At 65.8% G+C, this 19,090-nt stretch carries 13 protein-coding genes and 2 pseudogenes; 5 read left to right on the top strand and 10 right to left on the bottom strand.

All coding sequences use genetic code 11. From position 1 onward, the window contains the following. Nucleotides 1-202: 202 nt before the first annotated feature. Both ACOOF5_RS13960 and ACOOF5_RS13955 read left to right on the top strand, forming a co-directional pair. Complete coding sequence (locus ACOOF5_RS13960; RefSeq protein ID WP_420440154.1) at nt 203-1,912, top strand: formate--tetrahydrofolate ligase; 1,710 nt, start codon at nt 203-205, stop codon at nt 1,910-1,912. Between the two features lie 12 nt (nt 1,913-1,924). Continuing rightward, nucleotides 1,925-2,896, top strand: a complete 972-nt coding sequence (locus tag ACOOF5_RS13955) for a methylenetetrahydrofolate reductase (RefSeq protein ID WP_420440152.1) — start codon at nt 1,925-1,927, stop codon at nt 2,894-2,896. Nucleotides 2,897-2,970: 74 nt separating this feature from the next. On the opposite strand, the gene ACOOF5_RS13950 is transcribed toward ACOOF5_RS13955, so the two are convergent. Both ACOOF5_RS13950 and ACOOF5_RS13945 read right to left on the bottom strand, forming a co-directional pair. After that, entirely contained in the window at nt 2,971-4,185 is a 1,215-nt protein-coding gene (locus tag ACOOF5_RS13950; protein WP_420440150.1) for an NAD(P)-dependent oxidoreductase, read from the bottom strand. A 261-nt stretch (nt 4,186-4,446) separates the two neighbouring features. Continuing rightward, complete coding sequence (locus ACOOF5_RS13945) at nt 4,447-4,773, bottom strand: hypothetical protein (RefSeq protein WP_420440148.1); 327 nt, start codon at nt 4,771-4,773, stop codon at nt 4,447-4,449. Nucleotides 4,774-4,951: 178 nt separating this feature from the next. Between ACOOF5_RS13945 and ACOOF5_RS13940 the strand changes: the two genes are divergently transcribed. Next, nucleotides 4,952-6,142 carry a CaiB/BaiF CoA transferase family protein gene (locus ACOOF5_RS13940; RefSeq protein WP_420440147.1) on the top strand — a complete coding sequence of 397 codons (1,191 nt, stop codon included), beginning with the start codon at nt 4,952-4,954 and terminating at the stop codon, nt 6,140-6,142. A gap of 7 nt (nt 6,143-6,149) precedes the next feature. On the opposite strand, the gene ACOOF5_RS13935 is transcribed toward ACOOF5_RS13940, so the two are convergent. After that, the gene (locus ACOOF5_RS13935; RefSeq protein ID WP_420440145.1) at nt 6,150-7,451 is read right to left on the bottom strand and encodes a dihydroorotase; all 1,302 of its coding nucleotides are present in this window, start codon (nt 7,449-7,451) and stop codon (nt 6,150-6,152) included. Nucleotides 7,452-7,554: 103 nt separating this feature from the next. On the opposite strand from ACOOF5_RS13935, the gene ACOOF5_RS13930 reads away from it, so the two are divergent. Both ACOOF5_RS13930 and ACOOF5_RS13925 read left to right on the top strand, forming a co-directional pair. Beyond that, complete coding sequence (locus ACOOF5_RS13930) at nt 7,555-8,451, top strand: phytanoyl-CoA dioxygenase family protein (protein WP_420440143.1); 897 nt, start codon at nt 7,555-7,557, stop codon at nt 8,449-8,451. A gap of 45 nt (nt 8,452-8,496) precedes the next feature. Further along, entirely contained in the window at nt 8,497-10,092 is a 1,596-nt protein-coding gene (locus tag ACOOF5_RS13925; protein WP_420440141.1) for a phosphotransferase family protein, read from the top strand. Nucleotides 10,093-10,158: 66 nt separating this feature from the next. On the opposite strand, the gene ACOOF5_RS13920 is transcribed toward ACOOF5_RS13925, so the two are convergent. The 7 genes and pseudogenes from ACOOF5_RS13920 to ACOOF5_RS13890 all read right to left on the bottom strand — a co-directional run bounded on the left by ACOOF5_RS13920 (nt 10,159) and on the right by ACOOF5_RS13890 (nt 19,038). After that, complete coding sequence (locus ACOOF5_RS13920; protein ID WP_420440139.1) at nt 10,159-11,340, bottom strand: ABC transporter ATP-binding protein; 1,182 nt, start codon at nt 11,338-11,340, stop codon at nt 10,159-10,161. After that, a pseudogene (locus tag ACOOF5_RS13915) lies at nt 11,337-11,984 on the bottom strand (oligopeptide/dipeptide ABC transporter ATP-binding protein); the annotation flags it as partial. The gene ACOOF5_RS13920 and the pseudogene ACOOF5_RS13915, both read right to left, overlap by 4 nt. A gap of 672 nt (nt 11,985-12,656) precedes the next feature. Next, nucleotides 12,657-13,049 (bottom strand): annotated as a pseudogene (locus ACOOF5_RS13910) (ATP-binding cassette domain-containing protein); the annotation flags it as partial. 13 nt (nt 13,050-13,062) lie between these two features. Continuing rightward, entirely contained in the window at nt 13,063-13,893 is an 831-nt protein-coding gene (locus ACOOF5_RS13905; protein WP_420440137.1) for an ABC transporter permease, read from the bottom strand. Beyond that, on the bottom strand, nt 13,886-15,025 hold the full coding sequence (locus ACOOF5_RS13900) for an ABC transporter permease (RefSeq protein ID WP_420440136.1): 1,140 nt from the start codon (nt 15,023-15,025) through the stop codon (nt 13,886-13,888). The genes ACOOF5_RS13905 and ACOOF5_RS13900 overlap by 8 nt, the downstream gene beginning before the upstream one ends. A gap of 10 nt (nt 15,026-15,035) precedes the next feature. Next, a complete protein-coding gene (locus tag ACOOF5_RS13895; protein ID WP_420440134.1) occupies nt 15,036-16,973 on the bottom strand; it encodes an ABC transporter substrate-binding protein in 1,938 nt (645 codons plus the stop codon). A 31-nt stretch (nt 16,974-17,004) separates the two neighbouring features. Then, nucleotides 17,005-19,038, bottom strand: a complete 2,034-nt coding sequence (locus ACOOF5_RS13890; protein ID WP_420440132.1) for an ABC transporter substrate-binding protein — start codon at nt 19,036-19,038, stop codon at nt 17,005-17,007. Between the last annotated feature and the right edge of the window lie 52 nt (nt 19,039-19,090).

The raw sequence follows: 19,090 nt of genomic DNA, 5'->3' as shown, positions 1-19,090 counted from the left end.
GTTGCCGGTCAACAGCATGCCGCAGCCCTGCTGCTGTGTGTTGTTGCTGTTCTGTATGATGGAACAGTTCCGCTCAGCGGAACAGCAACTCGGGGAACAGTAGCCGAGCGGCCCGCCATTTGGCGACATCGAAGCGGTGGTGCAGGGGCACCACAGGTGCTTGCAGGGCGAAAAAGCCTCAATTCGTGTGGGGGTACACGGCATGACGACAACGGGCGGATTTCCCAGCGATCTCGAGATTGCATCGGCTGCACAGATCCGGCCGCTCACCGAGATAGCGAACGAGGCGGGCATCCCGCCGGAGTATCTGGAGCTGTACGGCACCGGCGTGGCCAAGGTCAAGCTCGAAGCCGTCGAGGCGATGGCCGACCGGCCCCGCGGGCGCTACGTGGTGGTGACTGCGATCACGCCGACACCGCTTGGCGAGGGCAAGACAACCACGACGGTCGGACTCGGGCAGGCATTCGGCCACATCGGCCGTACCGCCACCATTGCTATCCGCCAGCCGTCCATGGGCCCCACGTTCGGTATCAAGGGCGGCGCAGCCGGCGGCGGCTACAGCCAGGTCGTTCCGATGGACTTGTTCAACCTGCACCTCACCGGCGACATGCATGCGGTGACTGCTGCCCACAACCTCTGCGCCGCCATGGTTGATGCGCACCTGTATCACGGGAACGAGGCCGGGTTCGACATCCACAACATCACGTGGCGGCGGGTGCTCGACGTGAACGACCGGGCCTTGCGCAACATCACCATCGGATTGGGCGGTCGCCTCGACGGCATCCCCCGAGAATCAGGCTTTGACATCACGGCCGCATCCGAGGTGATGGCGACGCTCGCGCTGTGCACGTCCATGTCGGACTTGCGGGCCCGGCTCGGGCGCATCGTGCTCGGCTACACCGGCGGCGGCGAGCCGGTGACCGCGGAAGACATCGGTGCTGCGGGCTCGATGGCGGTGCTTCTGCGCGAGGCCATCAAGCCCAACCTCATGCAGACTCTGGAGGGCTCCCCGGCACTCGTGCACACCGGTCCCTTCGGCAACATTGCGACCGGCAATTCCTCGATCGTTGCCGATCAGATCGGCATCGGAACCTCAGAATTCCTGCTGACCGAGGCCGGTTTCGGTGCCGACATGGGAGCTGAGCGCTTCTTCAACATCAAGTGCCGGTATTCGGGCGTGTCGCCTGACGCTGCGGTGATCGTGGCGACCGTGCGGGGCCTCAAGGCGCACTCGGGCAAGCATCGGATCGTGGCCGGACGGCCGCTTCCCCCGGCATTGCTCGAGGCGAATCCCGATGAGGTGCACGCCGGCGGCGACAACCTGCGCAAACAGCTCGAGAACGTGCGGATGCACGGTGTCTCTCCGGTGGTGGCGATCAACCAGTTCCCCGGCGATCACGAAGCCGACCTCGCAGCAATCGCCGAGATCGCCGCCGAGTACGGCGCCCGCTCCGCTCGATGCACGCACTTCGCCGACGGCGGCGCCGGTGCAGCCGAGCTTGCAGAAGCCGTGGCAGAAGCTGCCGAAGAGCCGACGGACTTCTCGGTGCTGTACCCCGATGACATCTCGCTGCGCGACAAGATCCATGCTGTCGCGACCAATGTGTACGGCGCGATCGATGTGAGCTATACCGCTCGGGCGAATCGGGAGCTCGACGGCTACGAGCGCAACGGCTTCGGGAACCTGCCGGTGTGCATCGCCAAGACGCACCTGTCCATCTCGTCTGACGCCTCTCTCAAGGGTGCTCCGACGGGCTGGACTCTGCCGGTGCGCGAGGTGCGCGCATCGGTCGGCGCCGGGTTCGTGTATCCCATCTGCGGCGACATGCGCACGATGCCAGGGCTGGGACGTGATCCCGCGGCGCGCCACATCGATCTCGATGCCGACGGCGACATCGTCGGCCTGAGCTGAACGGAGCGGATCGTGTTCACATTTCTGACCTCGGACCGGACGCCGAGTTGGCTGAACGCATGGCGCACTCTCCCGGCGAAGTCATCAGCCGGCCGGCGTATGTCGAGCCGTCGCCGTCCGCTCGCCAAGAGGGATGGTGCCGAGCGCCGTCGCTTGCTGGACCACGCGCAGTGGGAGCTCATCCCGCTGCGCAGCTTGGCCGAGCAACTGCCGCACCTGCCTGCGTCTTCTGCGGTGTCAGTGACGGCATCGGCCTCCAAGACGCTTGAGGACACACTGGATCTGACCGCCGAGCTGTGTGCGTTGGGTCACCGCCCCGTGCCCCACGTAGCGGCTCGCATGGTCGCGAGCCGTGATCACCTCGAAGAGCTGCTGGGCCGCATCGAGTCAATGGGCCTCAACGAGATCTTTCTCGTCGGCGGCGACGTCACGTCGCCGGCCGGCCCATTCGACAGCGCCGTCGGGCTGCTGGAGGCGCTGCGCGAGGTCAGCCACTCGCTCCTTCACATCGGCGTCACTTCCTATCCCGAGGGTCATGCGCTGATCACCGATGCCGTTCTGCACGAGGCATTGCATGTCAAGCAGGTGCTGTTGGCCGAGGCGGGCATCGAGGGCCATGCAGCCACCCAGATGTGTTTTCACCCCAAGGCCATCGTTCAGTGGCTAGCGGCTGAGCGTGACAGCGGGCTCACCCTTCCGGTCCACCTCGGCATTCCCGGAGCGGTTGATCCGGCACGACTGCTGCGGATCGGCAGCCGCCTGGGCGTCGGAGCATCCCTGCGCTACCTGCGCAAGAACACCGGGGCGGTTACACGCCTGCTACGCCCCGGCGGCTATGACCCGAGCGAGTTGGTCGACCAAGTTGCGCCCCATGCAGAGCGGCTCGACATCGCCGGTCTGCACGTATTCACCTTCAACGCGATCGCCGACACGGTCGCCTGGCGCGATGGGGCCTTGGCAGGGGGTTCGGGGCACAGCTCCTGATCGAGAGGTATCCGACACTGCTAGCGGGACCGCTGAGCCGCTCCAGCCGAGCAGGTCGATGGAAGCCCGAGGGCTCAGCCTGAGTTGATGAGACGGACGCCGTAAACGGCTTCCATCTCGGCGAGCTCGTCGAGCACCTTGCGCGACGGGCGGCGAGACACCCGGATCGTCGCCACTGCTGCGTGGTGCTTCGGTCCGGCCAGGATCTCGTTGCGCATCTGCTGCACGTTGATGCCGCTGGCGCGCAACGCCATGAGAATGCCCGCCAGCACGCCCACTTGATCACGGTGGCGGACGACGATCGTGCTGCGACCCAGCGGTCGCTCCGCCCGGTTGACGCAATTTACGACGTCACCTGCAGTGAAGGCCTCGAGCACTTCGACGACGCCGTCAGCAATGTCCTCGGAGGCTTGCACCGTGGATGCACCGATGTGATGCGTGCCGGTGACGCGCGGGTGGGACGCAAGCGGCGAGCGCCAGTCCGGATCGGTACCGGGCGGTTCCTCGCAGAACACGTCGAGCCCTGCGCGCATGGCTCGCTCGTCGAGCGCTCGCAGCAGCGCCGATTCGTCCACGATCTCGCCGCGGGAGGTGTTGAGCAGGATGGCACCGTCAGGCATCTTCGCCAGGAACTCTGCATCGACAAGGCCACATGTCTCGGGCGTGGCAGGCAGGTGCACCGACACGATGTCGGCACTGGCCAGCAGGCTGTCCCAGTCGGGATGGATCTGGATCTCGAGCTGCTTCATCTCGGCCAGCAGGGCACGAGAGCGATCCGAGCGGTAGAGCGCCGAGAGCCCGATGCCGAAGGCCGCTGCGCGGCGAGCCACCTCGATGCCGATGGCGCCCATGCCCACGATCGCCATCTGGCGCCCCTTCAGACCCGTGGCACCCATGTAGGAGGCCTTGTTCCAGCGGCCTTCGTGCAGATCTGAGGTGGCATCAGGAATCTGCCGATCGACCGCCAGCAGCAAGCCCATGGTCAACTCGGCAACCGCCACAGCATTTCGGCCAGGCACATTGCAGACATAGATTCCGAACTTGGCAGCCCCGTCGCAGTCGATCGTGTCGGTGCCGGCACCGGCGCGCAGCACCATGGCGAGCCGGTTCGCGGCCTTAAACACCGTGCGCTTCACCTCGGTGCTTCGCACAACGAGGACCTCGACATCTTCGATATGGGAGGCGAGATCGTCAGCGGTCAACTCGGGCTTCACGATGCACACGTGCCCCGCAGCCTCGAGACGGCCCAGACGACCGGGATCGATCTTGTCGGCAAACAGAATGCGCATCGGCGTCACCGCGAGGACAGGGTTGGCGGTCACAGCGCCGCCGCAGCAGCCGCCAGGACATGTACCCGCATGTCTAGCCAGTGTGCCAAACGCGCGACCCTGAGCGGTGACACGTGCGCACCGGCCCAGCGCAACCTGGTGCGCCCGTCCGCACGTGCTCTCAGCGCGCGGCGAGATCGTCTTCGATACAGACGCGGATAATCGCCTCGCAGCTCCGGTCGGGTTCGAGACCCAGCGCCGGTGCCCGCTGGGCGTCGAGTGCTACAGGAGCTCTCCCACGTCCAGGATCAGCAGGATCACCAGCAACACGATGATCCCCACGTTGAGCACGCTCACCGGCCACTTCCAACGGTGATCGGAGTGCCAGTGCCGTTTGATGCTGGCGACGTTGGCCCAGAGCGCGACCAGCGCAATGGGTATGCCGACTGCGGGCCCGACCCCGGGTGCCAGCCCGACGAACGGGGCCACGAACGGCAACAGCACATAGGTCAGCGTGCAGCGGATGGCAGAGATGAGAATCGAGAACCGCAGCGTGCGCGCAGATGCCTCGTCTAGCTCCGAAGCTGTTGCGGCTGCGGTCCCGGTCACGGCGTTCCATTCTCGCAGCCGCAGCCTGTATTGGCGCACTGCAAACGGGCAGTCATTCATGTCGAACGGGTGGCGGGCGGGTGGCTGGCGGGCGGGCGGCTGACGGACAGGTGGGTCACCGACTGCTCAGTACCATCTTCACCAGTTGCCAACAAACCACCGCGACAAAGGGGAAACCATGGCCGGCGCACTCGATGGCGTACGCATTCTGGATCTGTCCACGCTGGTACAAGGGCCGCAAGCCGGCGCCATGCTGCACGGACTGGGCGCCGAGGTCATCAAGATCGAATTGCCCCAGATCGGCGACGTCGGTCGCCACGTCGACATCCTGGAGGACTACGGCCACTCCTCGGTGTACATCGCGTGCAATCGAGGCAAGCGCTCGGTCACGCTCGACCTGCGTGTCGACGCAGGCCGCGAGGCGTTCCTGAAGCTCGTGGAGAACGCCGATGTGGTCCTGTCGAACTTCAAGCCGGGCACGCTCGACGAATGGGGCTTGGGATACGACGACCTCGCCTCAGTGAACCCGGGCATCATCTGGGCTGCCGGCAGCTTCTTGGGTCCGTACGGCCCTGAGGCGGACCGTGAAGGTGCTGACATCGCAGGGCAGGCTTCCGGCGGCGTGATCGCCTCCAGCGGCTTCGACGGCGGGCCGCTGTCGACGTATGGAGCACTCGTGGCCGACCATTGCGGGGCGCAGAACCTGCAAACCGGAATTCTCGCAGCGTTGTACGCCCGCGAACGCACGGGTCGGGGGCAGCGGGTCGATGTCAGCCTGCTCGGCGGGCAGATCTGGCTGCAAGCAGTGGAGTACACACATTTGCTGCTGACCGGTGAGGAAGCAGGCCGATCCAACGGCGGCCACCCGTTGGTGCACGCGTTGTACGGCGTATTTCCCACCTCTGACGGCGCCATTGCCATGGCTGGCTGCCCTGAGCATCTGTGGCCAGGCATGTGCCGGGTCATCGAGCGCCCCGACCTCGAAGACCATCCCACGTGGAATGCCTATTTCGTGCCACGGGAGGTGGCACTTGAGCTGCGAGCGTTCTTCGCAGAGGTATTCGCCACACGTTCCACCGAGGAATGGTCGAAGCGACTCGAAGCCGAAGCACAGCGGTTCTGCGCCGTCCGCAGCCATTCGGAGGTGGTGGCAAACGAGCAGCCGTACGCCAACGATTACCTGGTGAAGGCTGACCATGACGAGTGGGGCACCCAGACTTGGGTGGGCTGCCCCATTGCTATGTCGGACACACCCACGCGGCTCGGCATCGATGTGGCCGAACTCGGCCAGCACACCGAGGAAGTACTGCTCGAAGCGGGCGTCGAATGGGAAGATCTCGAACGCTGGCGCGAGGCGGGCGCCTGGTAAGCGCCACTCAGCCGCTCAGCTCAGACCCCACGACGACCGGGCGGCCCGCCAGCACGGTGTGACGCACACGTCCGGTCAGCGTGCGGCCCGCCCAGGGCGAGTTGAGACTTCGCGACTGCAGCGTCTCGGCCTGGACGGTCCACCTCTCGGCCGCATCGAACACCGTCACATTCGCCCGCGAACCGGCCGTAATGGGCTGGCCATGGTCGGCGATGCCAGCGATCTTGGCGGGCGCTGTCGAGACGACCTCAACGAACCGACCCGGCGACATCTGTCCAGAGGCCACGAGCTCCGACCACACCACCGATGCCATCGTCTCCACCCCGATCATGCCTGGCGGGGCGTCGGCGAGCGGCCGATCCTTCAACGCCGGATGATGCGGTGCGTGATCGGTCGCAACAGCGTCCAGGGAACCGTCGACTATGGCTCGACGCAGTGCGGTGACGTCGCTTGCCAGTCGCAAGGGCGGATTCATCTTGGCGGTCGTGCCGAGCCGCTCGACATCGTCTTCGGTGAGTACCAAGTGTTGCGGTGTCACCTCGGCGGTCACCGCGACCCCGTCTCTCTTTGCCTCTGCGACCAACTGCATGGCTGCGGCCGTGGAGATGTGCAGGACGTGGTATCGACCGCCCGTTCGCCGGGCTAGCTCGATGTCACGGTGGACCACGGACACTTCTGCGTGTGCGGGGCGCCCTCGCACACCCAGTCGCTCGGCGACACCGCCGGCGTTGATGACTCCCCCAGCAACTATCGCGGGATCTTCCGCATGCTGGCTGATCACTGCTCCGGGCAGTTCGGTGGTCGCCTCCAGAGCGGCCTCCATCAGCGCGTCATCGGCCACGCAATCACCGTCGTCGGTGAACACGCGCACACCCACGCGATAGAGCGCCGGAAGGTCGGCGAGCCGCTCCCCCGCCCGTCCCGCGCTAATGGCGGCCGACGTGCGAACATCGCACGGCGCACCGGCGGCCAGCGCGAGCACGTCGCGAACCATGTCGGGCGTATCGATGGGCGGAGTCGTGTTGGGCATCATCACGCAGGCTGTGACGCCGCCCATCGCCGCACCGGCGGCACCGGACGCAATGTCTTCGCTGTCGGTGCCGCCCGGCGTGCGGAAGTGCACCTGGATGTCAACAAACCCGGGCATGACCCAAGCATCTGACGCGTCCAGCGTCCGCTGCGCCTGCGGAGCCTCCCCGCACGGAACGACCGCAGCGATGCGGCCATCAGTGACCACTACATCGACCGGTTCATCGGTACCGACCCGACCAACCAGCCGACCACCAGAAATCACCAGATCCGCAGCCACCGACTCACCCTAAGCAACCGGCCGCCTCGGCGAGCGATCCATTGCAGCGGCGTTGGCTTCTGCACACAGAATCGAGACTTCATCGCCCGGTACGGTTTGAGCCATGACACTTGCCGATGTTGCCGCGCCTTCCGTCGATTCCATCTCAGACAGCCAGCGTGCCGACTACGAGAGGAACGGCTATCTGTGCCTGCCGAACTTCGTCGGACCGGATTGGCTCGGCGAGCTTCGCAGCGTGACCGCAGAATTCATCGAGGCCAGCCGCTCGCAGACTGCCTCGGGCAAGGTGTTCGACCTTGAGCCCACCCACACGCCAGAAGCGCCCCGGCTCCGGCGCCTCATCTCACCGGTCGACCAGCACCCGAGCTATGCACGATTCACCTTCGAAGGTCCGCCTGCACAGCTCGCCTCGGCCTTGCTCGGCGGGCCGGTGCGCTACCACCACTCCAAGCTGAACTTCAAGTGGTCTGGCGGCGGCGAGGAAGTGAAATGGCACCAGGACATCCAGTTCTGGCCCCATACAGACTTCACGCCGCTCACTATTGGCGTTTACCTCGAAGACGTCGACGCGGAGATGTCCCCGATGGGTGTGCTTCCTGGCAGCCATCGCGGACCGCTGTTCGACCAGTACGCACCGGACGGGAACTGGGCGGGTTCCATGGCTGACGCCGATGTCGCGACGCTTGACCTCGACCAGATGGTGTACCTGGGTGGACCGGCGGGCTCGATCACCGTCCACAACTGCTGCATGATTCACGGATCGCTGCCGAACAACTCGCCCCGGCCCCGGCCCCTGCTGCTGCAGACCTACTCGGCCATCGACTCCTACCCGATCAGCCATATCGGGGCGAACGGCGTTCTGGGCTCGAGCGGAGGCCGCATCTGCGGTGGCGAGGCCTCCCAGATGCTCACTGTCGACGGCCGTCAGATGCACGGCGCGCCCGACTGGTCTGCCAAGGGCCCGCCCACCATCTTCGGCTCCCAGCAGGAAGACGGCTGAACCGCTGAATCCCCGGAAGGCCGGTCGCCGACCAGCAGGCACATCGTGAACGGCGACCGTTCGCACCCCGTGCCCGAGTTCTTCGAAGCGCTCGATGCGGTACTGCGTCGCGAGATAGCTGACTGCGCCCGCTTAGAGGATGCCGAGCGACTCAGCGGTGGGGCGAGCATGGAGACGTACCGGCTGCGCTGCCGGCGTGCTGCTGATCCCCAGGCGTCCTTCGAAATCTGCCTTCGTCGAGGTCCCGACGGCGAGGACCGCGAGGGCGACAACGTCACCGGCGTGGCTGCCGAGGCGCTGTGCATGAGCACAGCACGCTCGGCAGGGGTGCCTGAGCCCGAGGTGCTCTACGTGCTCGAGCCTGCCGACGGCGTCGGCGCCGGCTTTCTCATGGAGTGGCTGGATGGAGTGACGCTCGGGGCTCGCATTGCCCGGTCACCCGATCTCGATGAGGCACGCAAACAGCTTGCATTCCAGTGCGGCCAGGAGATGGCACGCATCCACAGCGTCGACGTGGATGCTACGGGCCTGAGGTCGGTGCTGCGGCAATTCGAGCCGGCCGACTACTTGACCGAGACGTGGGACCGCTACAAGGAGTTGCCGACCCCGCAGCCCATGATTGATTACGCCGCTCGCTGGCTGAGCGAGCAGTTGTCCGGGCGCGGACCGGTCCAATTGACGCTGGTGCACAACGACTTCCGCAACGGCAACATCATGGTGGACGCCGATATAGGCCTGAACGCGGTGCTCGACTGGGAGACCGCTCACATCGGCGACCCGATGCGTGACCTGGGCTGGATGTGCACCAACTCATGGCGCTTCGGGCAGCGGCACCTGCCTGTCGGCGGCTTTGGTCACTACGAGGACCTCTTCGCCGGCTACGAGAACGTCGCAGGTCACGCCGTCGATCGGGATCGCGTGCAGTACTGGGAGGTGTTCGGATCGTTCTGGTGGGCAGTCGGGTGCCTGGGCATGGCCGACCGCTACCGGACGGGCTCCGACGCCACGGTGGAACGTCCGGGAATCGGACGCCGTAGTTCGGAGTGCCAGCTCGACTGCGTGAACCTGATCATGCCGGGGCCGGTGGATTTCCAGCCCGCGGTCGCAGGACTCGGCCTGCTCGAAGCCGACTTCGGACGCGGGGCGAGCGGGCCGTCATCACTCGGCGGCAGCCACACGAGCGCTGACGCGCACGCAGCAGCGGGCGACATGCCTCGCGTGGACGAGTTGCTGGAGAGCGTCCGCGACTTCCTCCACGGCGAGGTCCGCCAAGCCACCGACGGTCGCACGAACTTCTTGGCGCTGGTAGCCGGCAACTCCATCGACATCGCCCTGCGGGAACGCCTCATCGGCCCCCAGATGCATCGATACGAACGCGAGCAGCTCACTGGACTGGTCGGTGCCGGCACTGCGGCAGCCGACGGACACCCGGTTGGAGACGCAGGTGTCGCCGAGCAGGTCACGGCGCTGCGGTGGCGCCTCGTTCACGCCCTGCGAGACGGCTCGATACCACTCGACACGCCGGGTCTTGCGGACTACCTGCGCACCTCAGTCGCTCACCAGGTGGCGATCGACCAGCCCAAATACTCAGCGTTCCGCCACATCGCGACCCAGCAGTTCAGTCAGGACTCGAACAAATAGGCACAGATGCCAGAGCCAGGGAGGCGGCAGGAGGCTCGACGACGTGGTGACCTGCCGGTCGGCAAATCAGGTGGAATGGATCACGACGCCAGCTTCGCTGACCCTGCCAGACGCGACGTTGCGCTCGAGTGCCTCAGCCGCCTCGGGCGTGCCGACCGGGTAGAAGCAGCGATAGAGGTGGGCGCCCGCTGGCGCACCGCCGTCGTTGTCGTCGTCCAGGTCGTCGTCCCGCCACGTCTCTCGTCGACTGGCGTTCCCGCCTTTGTTGTCGGCCGCTGCCGGCACCTCAATCAGGGCCGGCTCCTCGGCGACGCACAGTTCTTGGGCGTACTTGCAGCGAGGGGCGAACTTGCAGCCCGCTGGCAGGTCGGTCATCCGGGGCGGCTGCCCTCCGATGATCTCCAGCCGGGCATGGCTGTCGTCGGTGACCTTGGGGATCGACCGGAACAATGCCTCGGTGTAGGGCATCCTCATGTCGCCGAAGAGTGTCGCCGTAGGGGCGCGCTCGACGATGCGCCCCGCGTACATCACGATGATCTCGTCGGTACGGCCTGCCACGATCCCCAGATCGTGGGTGATGAGCACCAGCGACATGTCCCGCTCGGCCCGCTGGGTCTCCAGCAGATCCAGGATCTGTGCTTGCACCGTGACGTCCAGCGCCGTAGTGGGCTCATCCGCGATAAGCAGGCGCGGGCTGCACGCCAAGGCGATGGCAATGACGATGCGCTGTCGCATGCCGCCCGACAACTGGTGCGGGTATTCGTCTACACGACGTTGAGGCTCAGGAATACCCACCTCTTCGAGCAGGTCGAGCGCAGCGCTGCGTGCGGCGCGCGCTGAGAGAGCCCGATGCACCCGCAGGCCCTCGCCCACCTGCTTGCCGATCTTCATCACCGGGTTCAGCGATCCCAGCGGATCCTGGAACACCATGGAGAGCTGCGGCCCCCACATCTCGAGCAATTCCCGGCGGCCGAGGGACATCAAGTCGATGCCGTCGAAAGTCACGCTGCCCGTCGAGCTCACCCGGGATTTCGGCAGCAGGCGCATGATCGAACGCGACATCACAGACTTACCGGAGCCGGATTCCCCCACGACTCCCAGACGAGCGCCCCGGCGCAGCGACCACTCGACCCCGTCCACTGCAACCAGCGGGCCCACAGGGGTGTGAAACGTGGTCCTCAGATCGCTGACGTCGAGCAGCGGCGCGTGGTCAGCCAGCGAGACATCCGGTGTCGCTGTCTCGGTCATGACACACCTGGGGCCGCGTGGCCCATATCGACGCGGGCCGGCGCCGGCTCGCCGATCAGCGGCGTGTGGCACGCGACGAAGCGACCGGGTGCGACCTCTCGCATCTCAGGCTCCTCGGCAGCGCAGCGCTGCGCCGCGAGCGGGCAGCGCGTGCGGAAACGGCAGCCCGAAGGCGGATCCATCGGCGACGGGAGCTCGCCGCCGATTCGTTCCGTGCTCAGCTCAGCTTCGGGATCGGGATGAGGGATCGCGGCGAGCAGCATCTCGGTGTACGGATGCGCCGGCAGGGAGAACATGGCATCGGGCTCGCTGACCTCGCACAGCTTGCCCAGATACATCACTGCCACGCGATCGCTCACGTTTTTGACTACTGCCAGATCGTGAGCGATGAACACCAGCGTGAGGCCCATGAGGTTCTTGAGATCTTCGAGCAGGTTCAGAATCTGCGCCTGCACCGAAACGTCCAGCGAGGAAACCGGCTCGTCGCAGATGATCACCTGCGGCACGCTGACCAGAGCCCGGGCGATGGAAAGCCGCTGTGCCTGGCCGCCGGAGAACTCCCACGGTCGGCGGTCCAAGGCATCGTCGGGGTTGATGCCGACGTAGGAGAGCACCTCGCGCACACGCGGTTCGGCTCTATCGCGTTCGACCTGGCGGTTCGCCCGATAGCGCCTCAGCACCCACCACGCCAGCACAGTGTCGACCACTGCCGAGCCGACCAGCACGATCAGCTTGATCCCGTCGTCGAGGCCGGCGATATAGAAGACCTGCAGCACCAGCATCGCGCTCAGCGTCGTCGCCACTGCGCTGGCACCGGCGCGCTCGGGCTTGACCACCGACGCCACCAGCCATACCACGAGCACAGCAGTGAGCAGGCCGAGTCCTCCCGAGTTGAGCCACTTGGCCCAGCCGCCGAAACTCGACCACGTCCGTCCCAACAGGAATGCGCTCGCGGCCGTCGTGGCGATCACACCGGCAAGTCCCACGCTCGGCGACACGTCGCCGAACTGGCGCGACATCAAGCTGAATGGCAGCATCACGGCCAACAGCAGCCAGGTCAAGCCCAGCACCAGCGCCACCGCGGCAGCTGTCAGGATCAGCGCCAGCGTCGGGAAGCCGATGACTGCAGCAGGGATTTCGGTCCAGCCCAGCCACGATTCGGCGGCGCGTTCCTCGACTGCCTCGGACAGAATCCACAACGCGAATGCCACCGAGGCCAACCAGGCGAGGACGCGCATCGGCGCTTCCCATCGCCCCAGCATGCGTTGGAGCAGCTCACCGATGCGGTCCTGCCACACTGCCATCGCGGTTCTTCGCGACACGTTCTCGATGGCGATGAACAGAGGCTCGGCCACGATGTCTCGCACGCGGCGCCTGGGGTTCAACGACGAGATCGGGTCCTGGTAGATCATTTGCAGGCGGGGGCGCACCTCGCGTATGGCATCTTCGTCGAGGCCGACCAGCTGCTGGCCGGCGAGCTGCACCGTGCCCGAGGTCGGCGGCGGCAACTGCAGAATTGCGCGGCCCGTGGAGCTCTTGCCGCAGCCTGATTCGCCGACCAGACCGAGCGTCTCACCCTCCACCAAGTCGATCGACACTCCCGACACTGCGTGCACTGTGCGTCCGCCTGCCGCGGGGAACTCCACGACGAGGCCACGTGCGCTCAGGAGCGCATCGGGGCGCAGGTGAGCGTCGCCGCCGCCGGCCATTATGTGTCCGCCTTCACAGCACCGACTCGCGCGGCTCGAAGCGCTGCTGCAGCTTGTCGCCGACGAAGTTGAGCGCCAGCACGGTCAAGAACATGACGACGGCGGGCATCAGGCTGATGTGCGCCGCGATGTCGAGATTCGTTCGTCCCTTGTTGATCATGTCGCCCCAGGTGGGCGTGGGCGGCGGCACGCTCAAGCCCAGAAACGCCACCGACCCTTCCACCACGATCAGTCCCGCCATGATGATCAGCGAATAGCTGACCAGCGAGGGCGCCACGTTCGGCAGCACCTCGCGGAACAGGATCCGGCCGTCGCGGGCGCCGAGCGTCCGGGCGGCGAGCACGAAGTCCTGACCGGCCCAGCTGAGCGTCGCGGAGCGCACCACTCGGGCGATGGGCGCGATCGACAGCAGCACGAAGGTGAAGACCAGGATGAAGATGCGGCGCTGGGCCTCTGCATCCAAGAACAGCACCAACGCCAAGAACAAGATCAGCGACGGGATCACCAGCGTGGCGTTCAGCGCAGCCGTCAGCCAGCGGTCCACCCGGCCGCCGTAATAGCCCGAGACCATGCCCAGCAGACCGCCGATGACCAGCGCCAGCACGGTGCCGACCGTCGAGATCACCAAGCTCACCTGCGCGCCGTAGATGACGCGGCTGAAGACGTCACGGCCCACGCCGTCGTTGCCGAACCAGTGCGACAGGCTGGGCCCCTGCTTGGACGTCCCCGCGAAGGTCTCCGTGGGGTCCTTGATGGGCAGGATGTCGGCGAAGATGGCGGCGAACGCGAGAATGACCAGGTAGGCCGCCGCACACCAGAAGAAGAACCCCAGCCGTCTACGCACGGGCGCCGACCTCCCTGCCGCGCAGCCTCGGATCCAAGGCCAGATACAGGAAGTCGGACATGGTGAGCACGACGATGTAGAGCGTCGAGATCACCAGTACCCCGCCCTGCACGGCGATGAAGTCGCGCTGGCTCACTCCCAGAAAGATGTACGCCCCGACCCCTGGGATGGTGAAGATGAATTCGACGATCAAGGCGCCGCCGATGAGCAGCCCGACCGTCAGCCCTACCACGGTCAACAGCGTGAAGCTCGACGGCCGCAGCGCGTGACGCCACAGGATGCGCCGGGTCGGCAGCCCCTTGCTGCGGGCCAGATCGATGAACGGCAACCGCAAGGTGCCGATCATGTCCGACCGCAGCAAGCGCATGAACACGGCGGCCTGGCCCATGGCCAGCGACAGCGCCGGCAGCAGCAGATGCTTGAAGTGCAGCACGACGTCTTCGCCCAGCGGCACGTAGCGCGCGGCGGGCAGCGCGTGGAAGCCGATTTCGTTTCCGGCCACGCTGAGACCGCCGATCGCCAGGAACAGCACCAGCAGCACCGCTAGGACGTAGTTGGGCGTGGCCAGGAATCCCAGCATCATCTGGTTGATGGACCGGTCCGTCGTGGTCCCCTGCCGGTAGCCCGCCCAGATGCCCAACGGCACCGAGATCGCCAATGCCAGCACCACCGAGTACGCCATGATCTGCAGCGTGGGAGTCATGGAACGCGAGATGCCGTCGGCGACCTCCTCACGCAGCACGATGGAGTTTCCCAAGTCGCCCTGCAGCACGCCGCCGAGCCAGTTGCCGTAGCGGTTGAAGAACGGCTCGTCGAGGCCGAGTTCTGTTCGGACAATCGCGATCTGATCCGCCGTGGCGGCAGGCCCAAGGATGTTGATGGCCGGGTCGCCGGGCAGGCTCGCCATCAGCGCGAACACCACGAACGAGACCCCGATCAGAATCGGGATCACCCCCGCGATGCGGCGAAACGCGTATCGCCCGTCGGAGATGACCGCACCGGTGGTGCCGATCGCCACCAGCACCCCGAATGTCCAGCTGAACGGCGGCCGCCAGAACCACGCCCACAGAACCGTGACCGCCAACGCGGCGCCGACGACGCGGCCGAGATTGTCGCGCAGTCGCTGGGTCATCGGATCGTGCTCATCGTTGACAATCGCCGTCAGTACACCAAATCTGAGCGACGTGGTGTGCCCCTGCGATCACCGGGAATGCTCCCACGTCGCTGCCGGGGATCGAAAGATCGGTGATGTTGCGCACCCGCGGGTCGGCAACGACGCCCCACAGCGTCCAATGCGTCCACAGATTCCAGACATTGCGTCCGAAGGCCCGATTCACTTCCTCCGCCGCCTGCTGGCGGGCCGCTGGCTCTGGGTTGTGGCGGATGACGTAGTAGGCCGCGTCGATGTCGCCATCTTGAAAGCGACCCATGTTCCAAGCAAGCTCGGGCACGGTGGGATCGACGGGAAGGGCAGTGGCCGAGTTCCACCACAGCCATTGCTCGATCGGATCCACGCCGCCGTGGAGGCGCAGGGCCAGCATCTCGAACAGACCCGCCAGAGCCAGACCGAAGTACTGGCCCTGTTCGATGGGCTGAATCGTTACCTCCAGATCGTCACCGAAGGCTTGCCGCCACATCGAGATGATCAGCTCGTTCGATTCGACGTTGAACGCGTCGTTGGTGGTGTTGAACGAGAACGTCACCGGGTTCTGGCCACTGTCGGTCTTGCACTGCTCCAACTCGGCCCGAGCAGCGTCGACGTCGAACGACGGGTAACCGGAGTCTTCCAAGTGCCCCACGCTGCCTGGCGGGAAGGGGCCGTTGGCCACTTTGACCAGGCCCTGGTGCCGCTCGTTGACGAACCGCTCGCCGTCGAATGCATGCGCCAGCGCCTTGCGGCAGCTCAGATGCACCAGCGGGTTGGCAGCGTTGAGCCCCAAGGGATCCATTTCGAGCGGCCCGTCAAGGCCGCGCAGGGCTGCGAGCGTCCGATTCTGCCCTGACGCGACGTTCATGAGGCTGTAGTTGACCTCGCCGAAGTGGTTGGCCTGCAAGAGCACGAACTCGTCGTCGCCTTCGTACTTGGCGATTTCGTCGGCGTTCGAGGTGTGGATGATGTCGAACTGGCCCGCCCTGAGACCATTCGAGCGACCCCCGATGTCCACCGCCACCACGAACTCGATCTCGTCAAGGTACGGCAGGTCCTCGCCCGTGATCCCGTCGGGGCCGCGCCAGTAGTCCGGATTGCGCTCCGCGATGAAGCTGTTGCCGTTGCCCGGCGTGTAGTCGACGAATCGGAACGCCCCCAGACCTACCGGCGCCGCCGGGTCGCCGTCGGCGGCGGCGAGGCCTTCGGCCTTCTCCGTCTGGGTCAGGGGCGAACTCGGCGAGGTGTACAAGGGATTGTTGGGCAGCGTCTCCAACCATGCCGGCGAGAACATGAAGCCGCAGCCCTGCTCTCTTGATGCGGGGCCCGGCCCGGTCGCGAACGGGATGGACGTCTCGTAGTAGACGTTCTGACCCTCACCCCAGACGTTGTCGATGCCCAGATAACCCGGCCCGGTCTGCTGGCTGTAGCGGCACAGGTTGATGTTGTACGCAACGGCCTCGCCATCGAGCGGCGTCCCGTCGTGGAAGGTGATGCCTTCGCGGATGGTCAGCGTCCATTCGGTGAAGTCGTCGTTGGGGGTCTCGCTCTCCGCCAAGTACGGCACGATCTCGCCATTGGCATCGGTGACGTACAGCGATTCGGTGATCGCACGCATGATCATGAGACAACTGATCACGCACAGCGCTGCGTGCGGGGCGAACGGGTTCGCTGTATCGGCTTCGATGCCGTACACCAGCCGACCGCCGTGATCGGGACCGATCGAGACCTCGCGAATGTCCTCGCCGGTGGCCTCGCCCGCTTCGCGGTCCTCGACCACATCGGCCTGCTGGGGCGCAAGCGTGGTCACGGTGCCGGCCGCATCTGTGGCATCAGGCTCGCTGCCCGCGCCCGGGGCGTTGTCGCCACCGGCGCAGGCGACGGCAATCAACGCGAACGTCGCTGCTGCTGCCAGCAAACGCGTCCGCGCCAATTGCCCTCTCCTGTTCGGTGCCGCGTGGCGCTCAGCCCTGGCAATTTCCGTCAGTGCACCAGATCTGGCCCAGATGGTGCTTGCCGGAGATCACCGGGAAGGTGTTCTCGGGGTTGTCGGGAATGGGCAGATCGGTGATGTTCTGCACGCGCGGATTGGCGACGATGCCCCACAGTGTCCAATACGTCCACAGATTCCAGACATTCGCAGCGAACGCTCGATTGACCGCCTCTGCTGCTGCACGCCGCGCCTCGGGGTCAGGGACGTGGCGGATGACGTTCAGCGCGTCGGCGATCGCCGGGTCCATGAAGCGCCCGAAGTTCAGCGCCAGCTCGGGCACGGAGGGATCGATCGGGCTCGCGGTGAACGGGCTCCACCAGTACCACTGCTCGGCGGGGTCCACGCCCCCGTGGTTGCGCCAGCCCTGCATCTGGAAGACGCCCGCCAGCGCCAAGCCGATGTACTGCCCCTGCTCGACGGGTGCGATCGACACCGCAACCTCGTCTGCGAACGCTTCGGTCCACATCGACGCAATCAGCTCGTTCGACTCGACATTGAACGCGTCGTTGGTGGTGTTGAACGAGAACGTCACCGGGTTCTGGCCGCTGTCGGTCTTGCACTGCTCGAACTCGGCTCGGGCGGCGTCAAGATCAAACGACGGGTAGCCGGAGTCTTCGAGATATCCCATGCTGCCCGGAGGGAACGGGCCATTGGCGACTTTGACCAAGCCTTGGTGCCGCTCGTTGGCGAACCGCTCGCCGTCGAATGCATGCGCCAGCGCCTTGCGGCAGCTCAGATGCAGCAGCGGGTTGGCCGCATTGAGCCCCAAGGGATCCATGGGGATCGGCTCGGCTGCCTGGCGCACTGCTTGGAGCCAGGGGTTCACGCCCGACGCCACGTTGATCAGATTGTGGCTGGTCTCGCCATAGTCGTTGGCTTGCAGGAGCACGAAGTCGGTATCGCCCTCGTACTTGGAGATCTCGTCCGCGTTCGCGGTGTGGATGACGTCGAACTGTCCGGCCTTGAGACCATTGGAACGGCCCTGGATGTCAACGGACACCACGAACTCGATCTCGTCGAGATATGGGAGGTCCTCACCCGTGATCCCGTTGGGGCCGCGCCAGTAGTCGGGGTTGCGCTCGGCGACGAAGCTATTGCCGTTGCCCGGTGTGTAGCTCACGAATTTGAAGGCGCCCAGCCCCACCGGTGCGGAGGGATCGCCGGTGGCGTTCTCGAGTGCGGCTTCGCGCGCTGTCTCAGGCAGTGGCGACGACGGCGAGACGTACAGCGGGTTATTCGGCAGTGTCTCCATCCATGCAGGGGAGAACATCTGCCCGCAGACCTCCGCACGCGCCGAAGGTCCGATGCCGACTGCCAGCGGCTGGCCCGGGCTGGCCGTGACAGTGACCGTCTGCCCGTCGCCGACCACGCTGTCCACGCCGAGCCATGCAGGCCCGGTCAGCTGGCTGAGTCGGCACAGGTTGATGTTGTAGGCCACGGCCGCGCCATCCAACGGGGTTCCGTCATGGAAGGTGATGCCGTCGCGGATCGTGAGCGTCCACTCCATGAAGTCCGCGCTGGGCGTTTCGGACTCCACCAGATAGGGCACGATCTCGCCGTCGCTGTCGGTGATGTAGAGCGGATCGGTGATGGCCCGGAAGATCATGCGGCAGCTGATCGCGCACGACGTCGCGTAGTGCACGAACGGATTGGCCGAGTCGGCTTCGATGCCGTAAACGAGCTTGCCGCCGTGAACCGGACCGGACTGGACCTCTCTGGTGTCCTCGCCTGTGGCCTCGCCTGCTTCGCGGTCTTCGACCACTTCTTCCTCTTCAACCGACAGCGCAGTCGTGGTCTGCGGGCTGTCCGTCGCGGCCTCCGTGGTGTCGGGCTCAGGTGCCGCGCCGCCGTCGGACTCGTCGTCACCGCTGCCGCACGCAACGGCAATCAGCGCAAACGCTGCGACGATGACCGCGACTCGCCAGCGGAACGGCCGCCGTGATTGCGAACGTGATCGCCCGTTCGTGACATTTTCGGCATTGCGCCGCGTTCGGCCTGTTTGCATCGTGGACTTTCCTCCCCCGCTGCGCCGCTGCGGCGCCTTGGGCGCAACCTAC

It is taken from the genome of Candidatus Poriferisodalis sp. (assembly GCF_965214215.1).
Classification (GTDB): Bacteria; Actinomycetota; Acidimicrobiia; order Acidimicrobiales; family Poriferisodalaceae; genus Poriferisodalis.
Note: the sequence above shows the minus strand (reverse complement) of the source record. Positions and strands in the feature narration are given on the sequence as shown.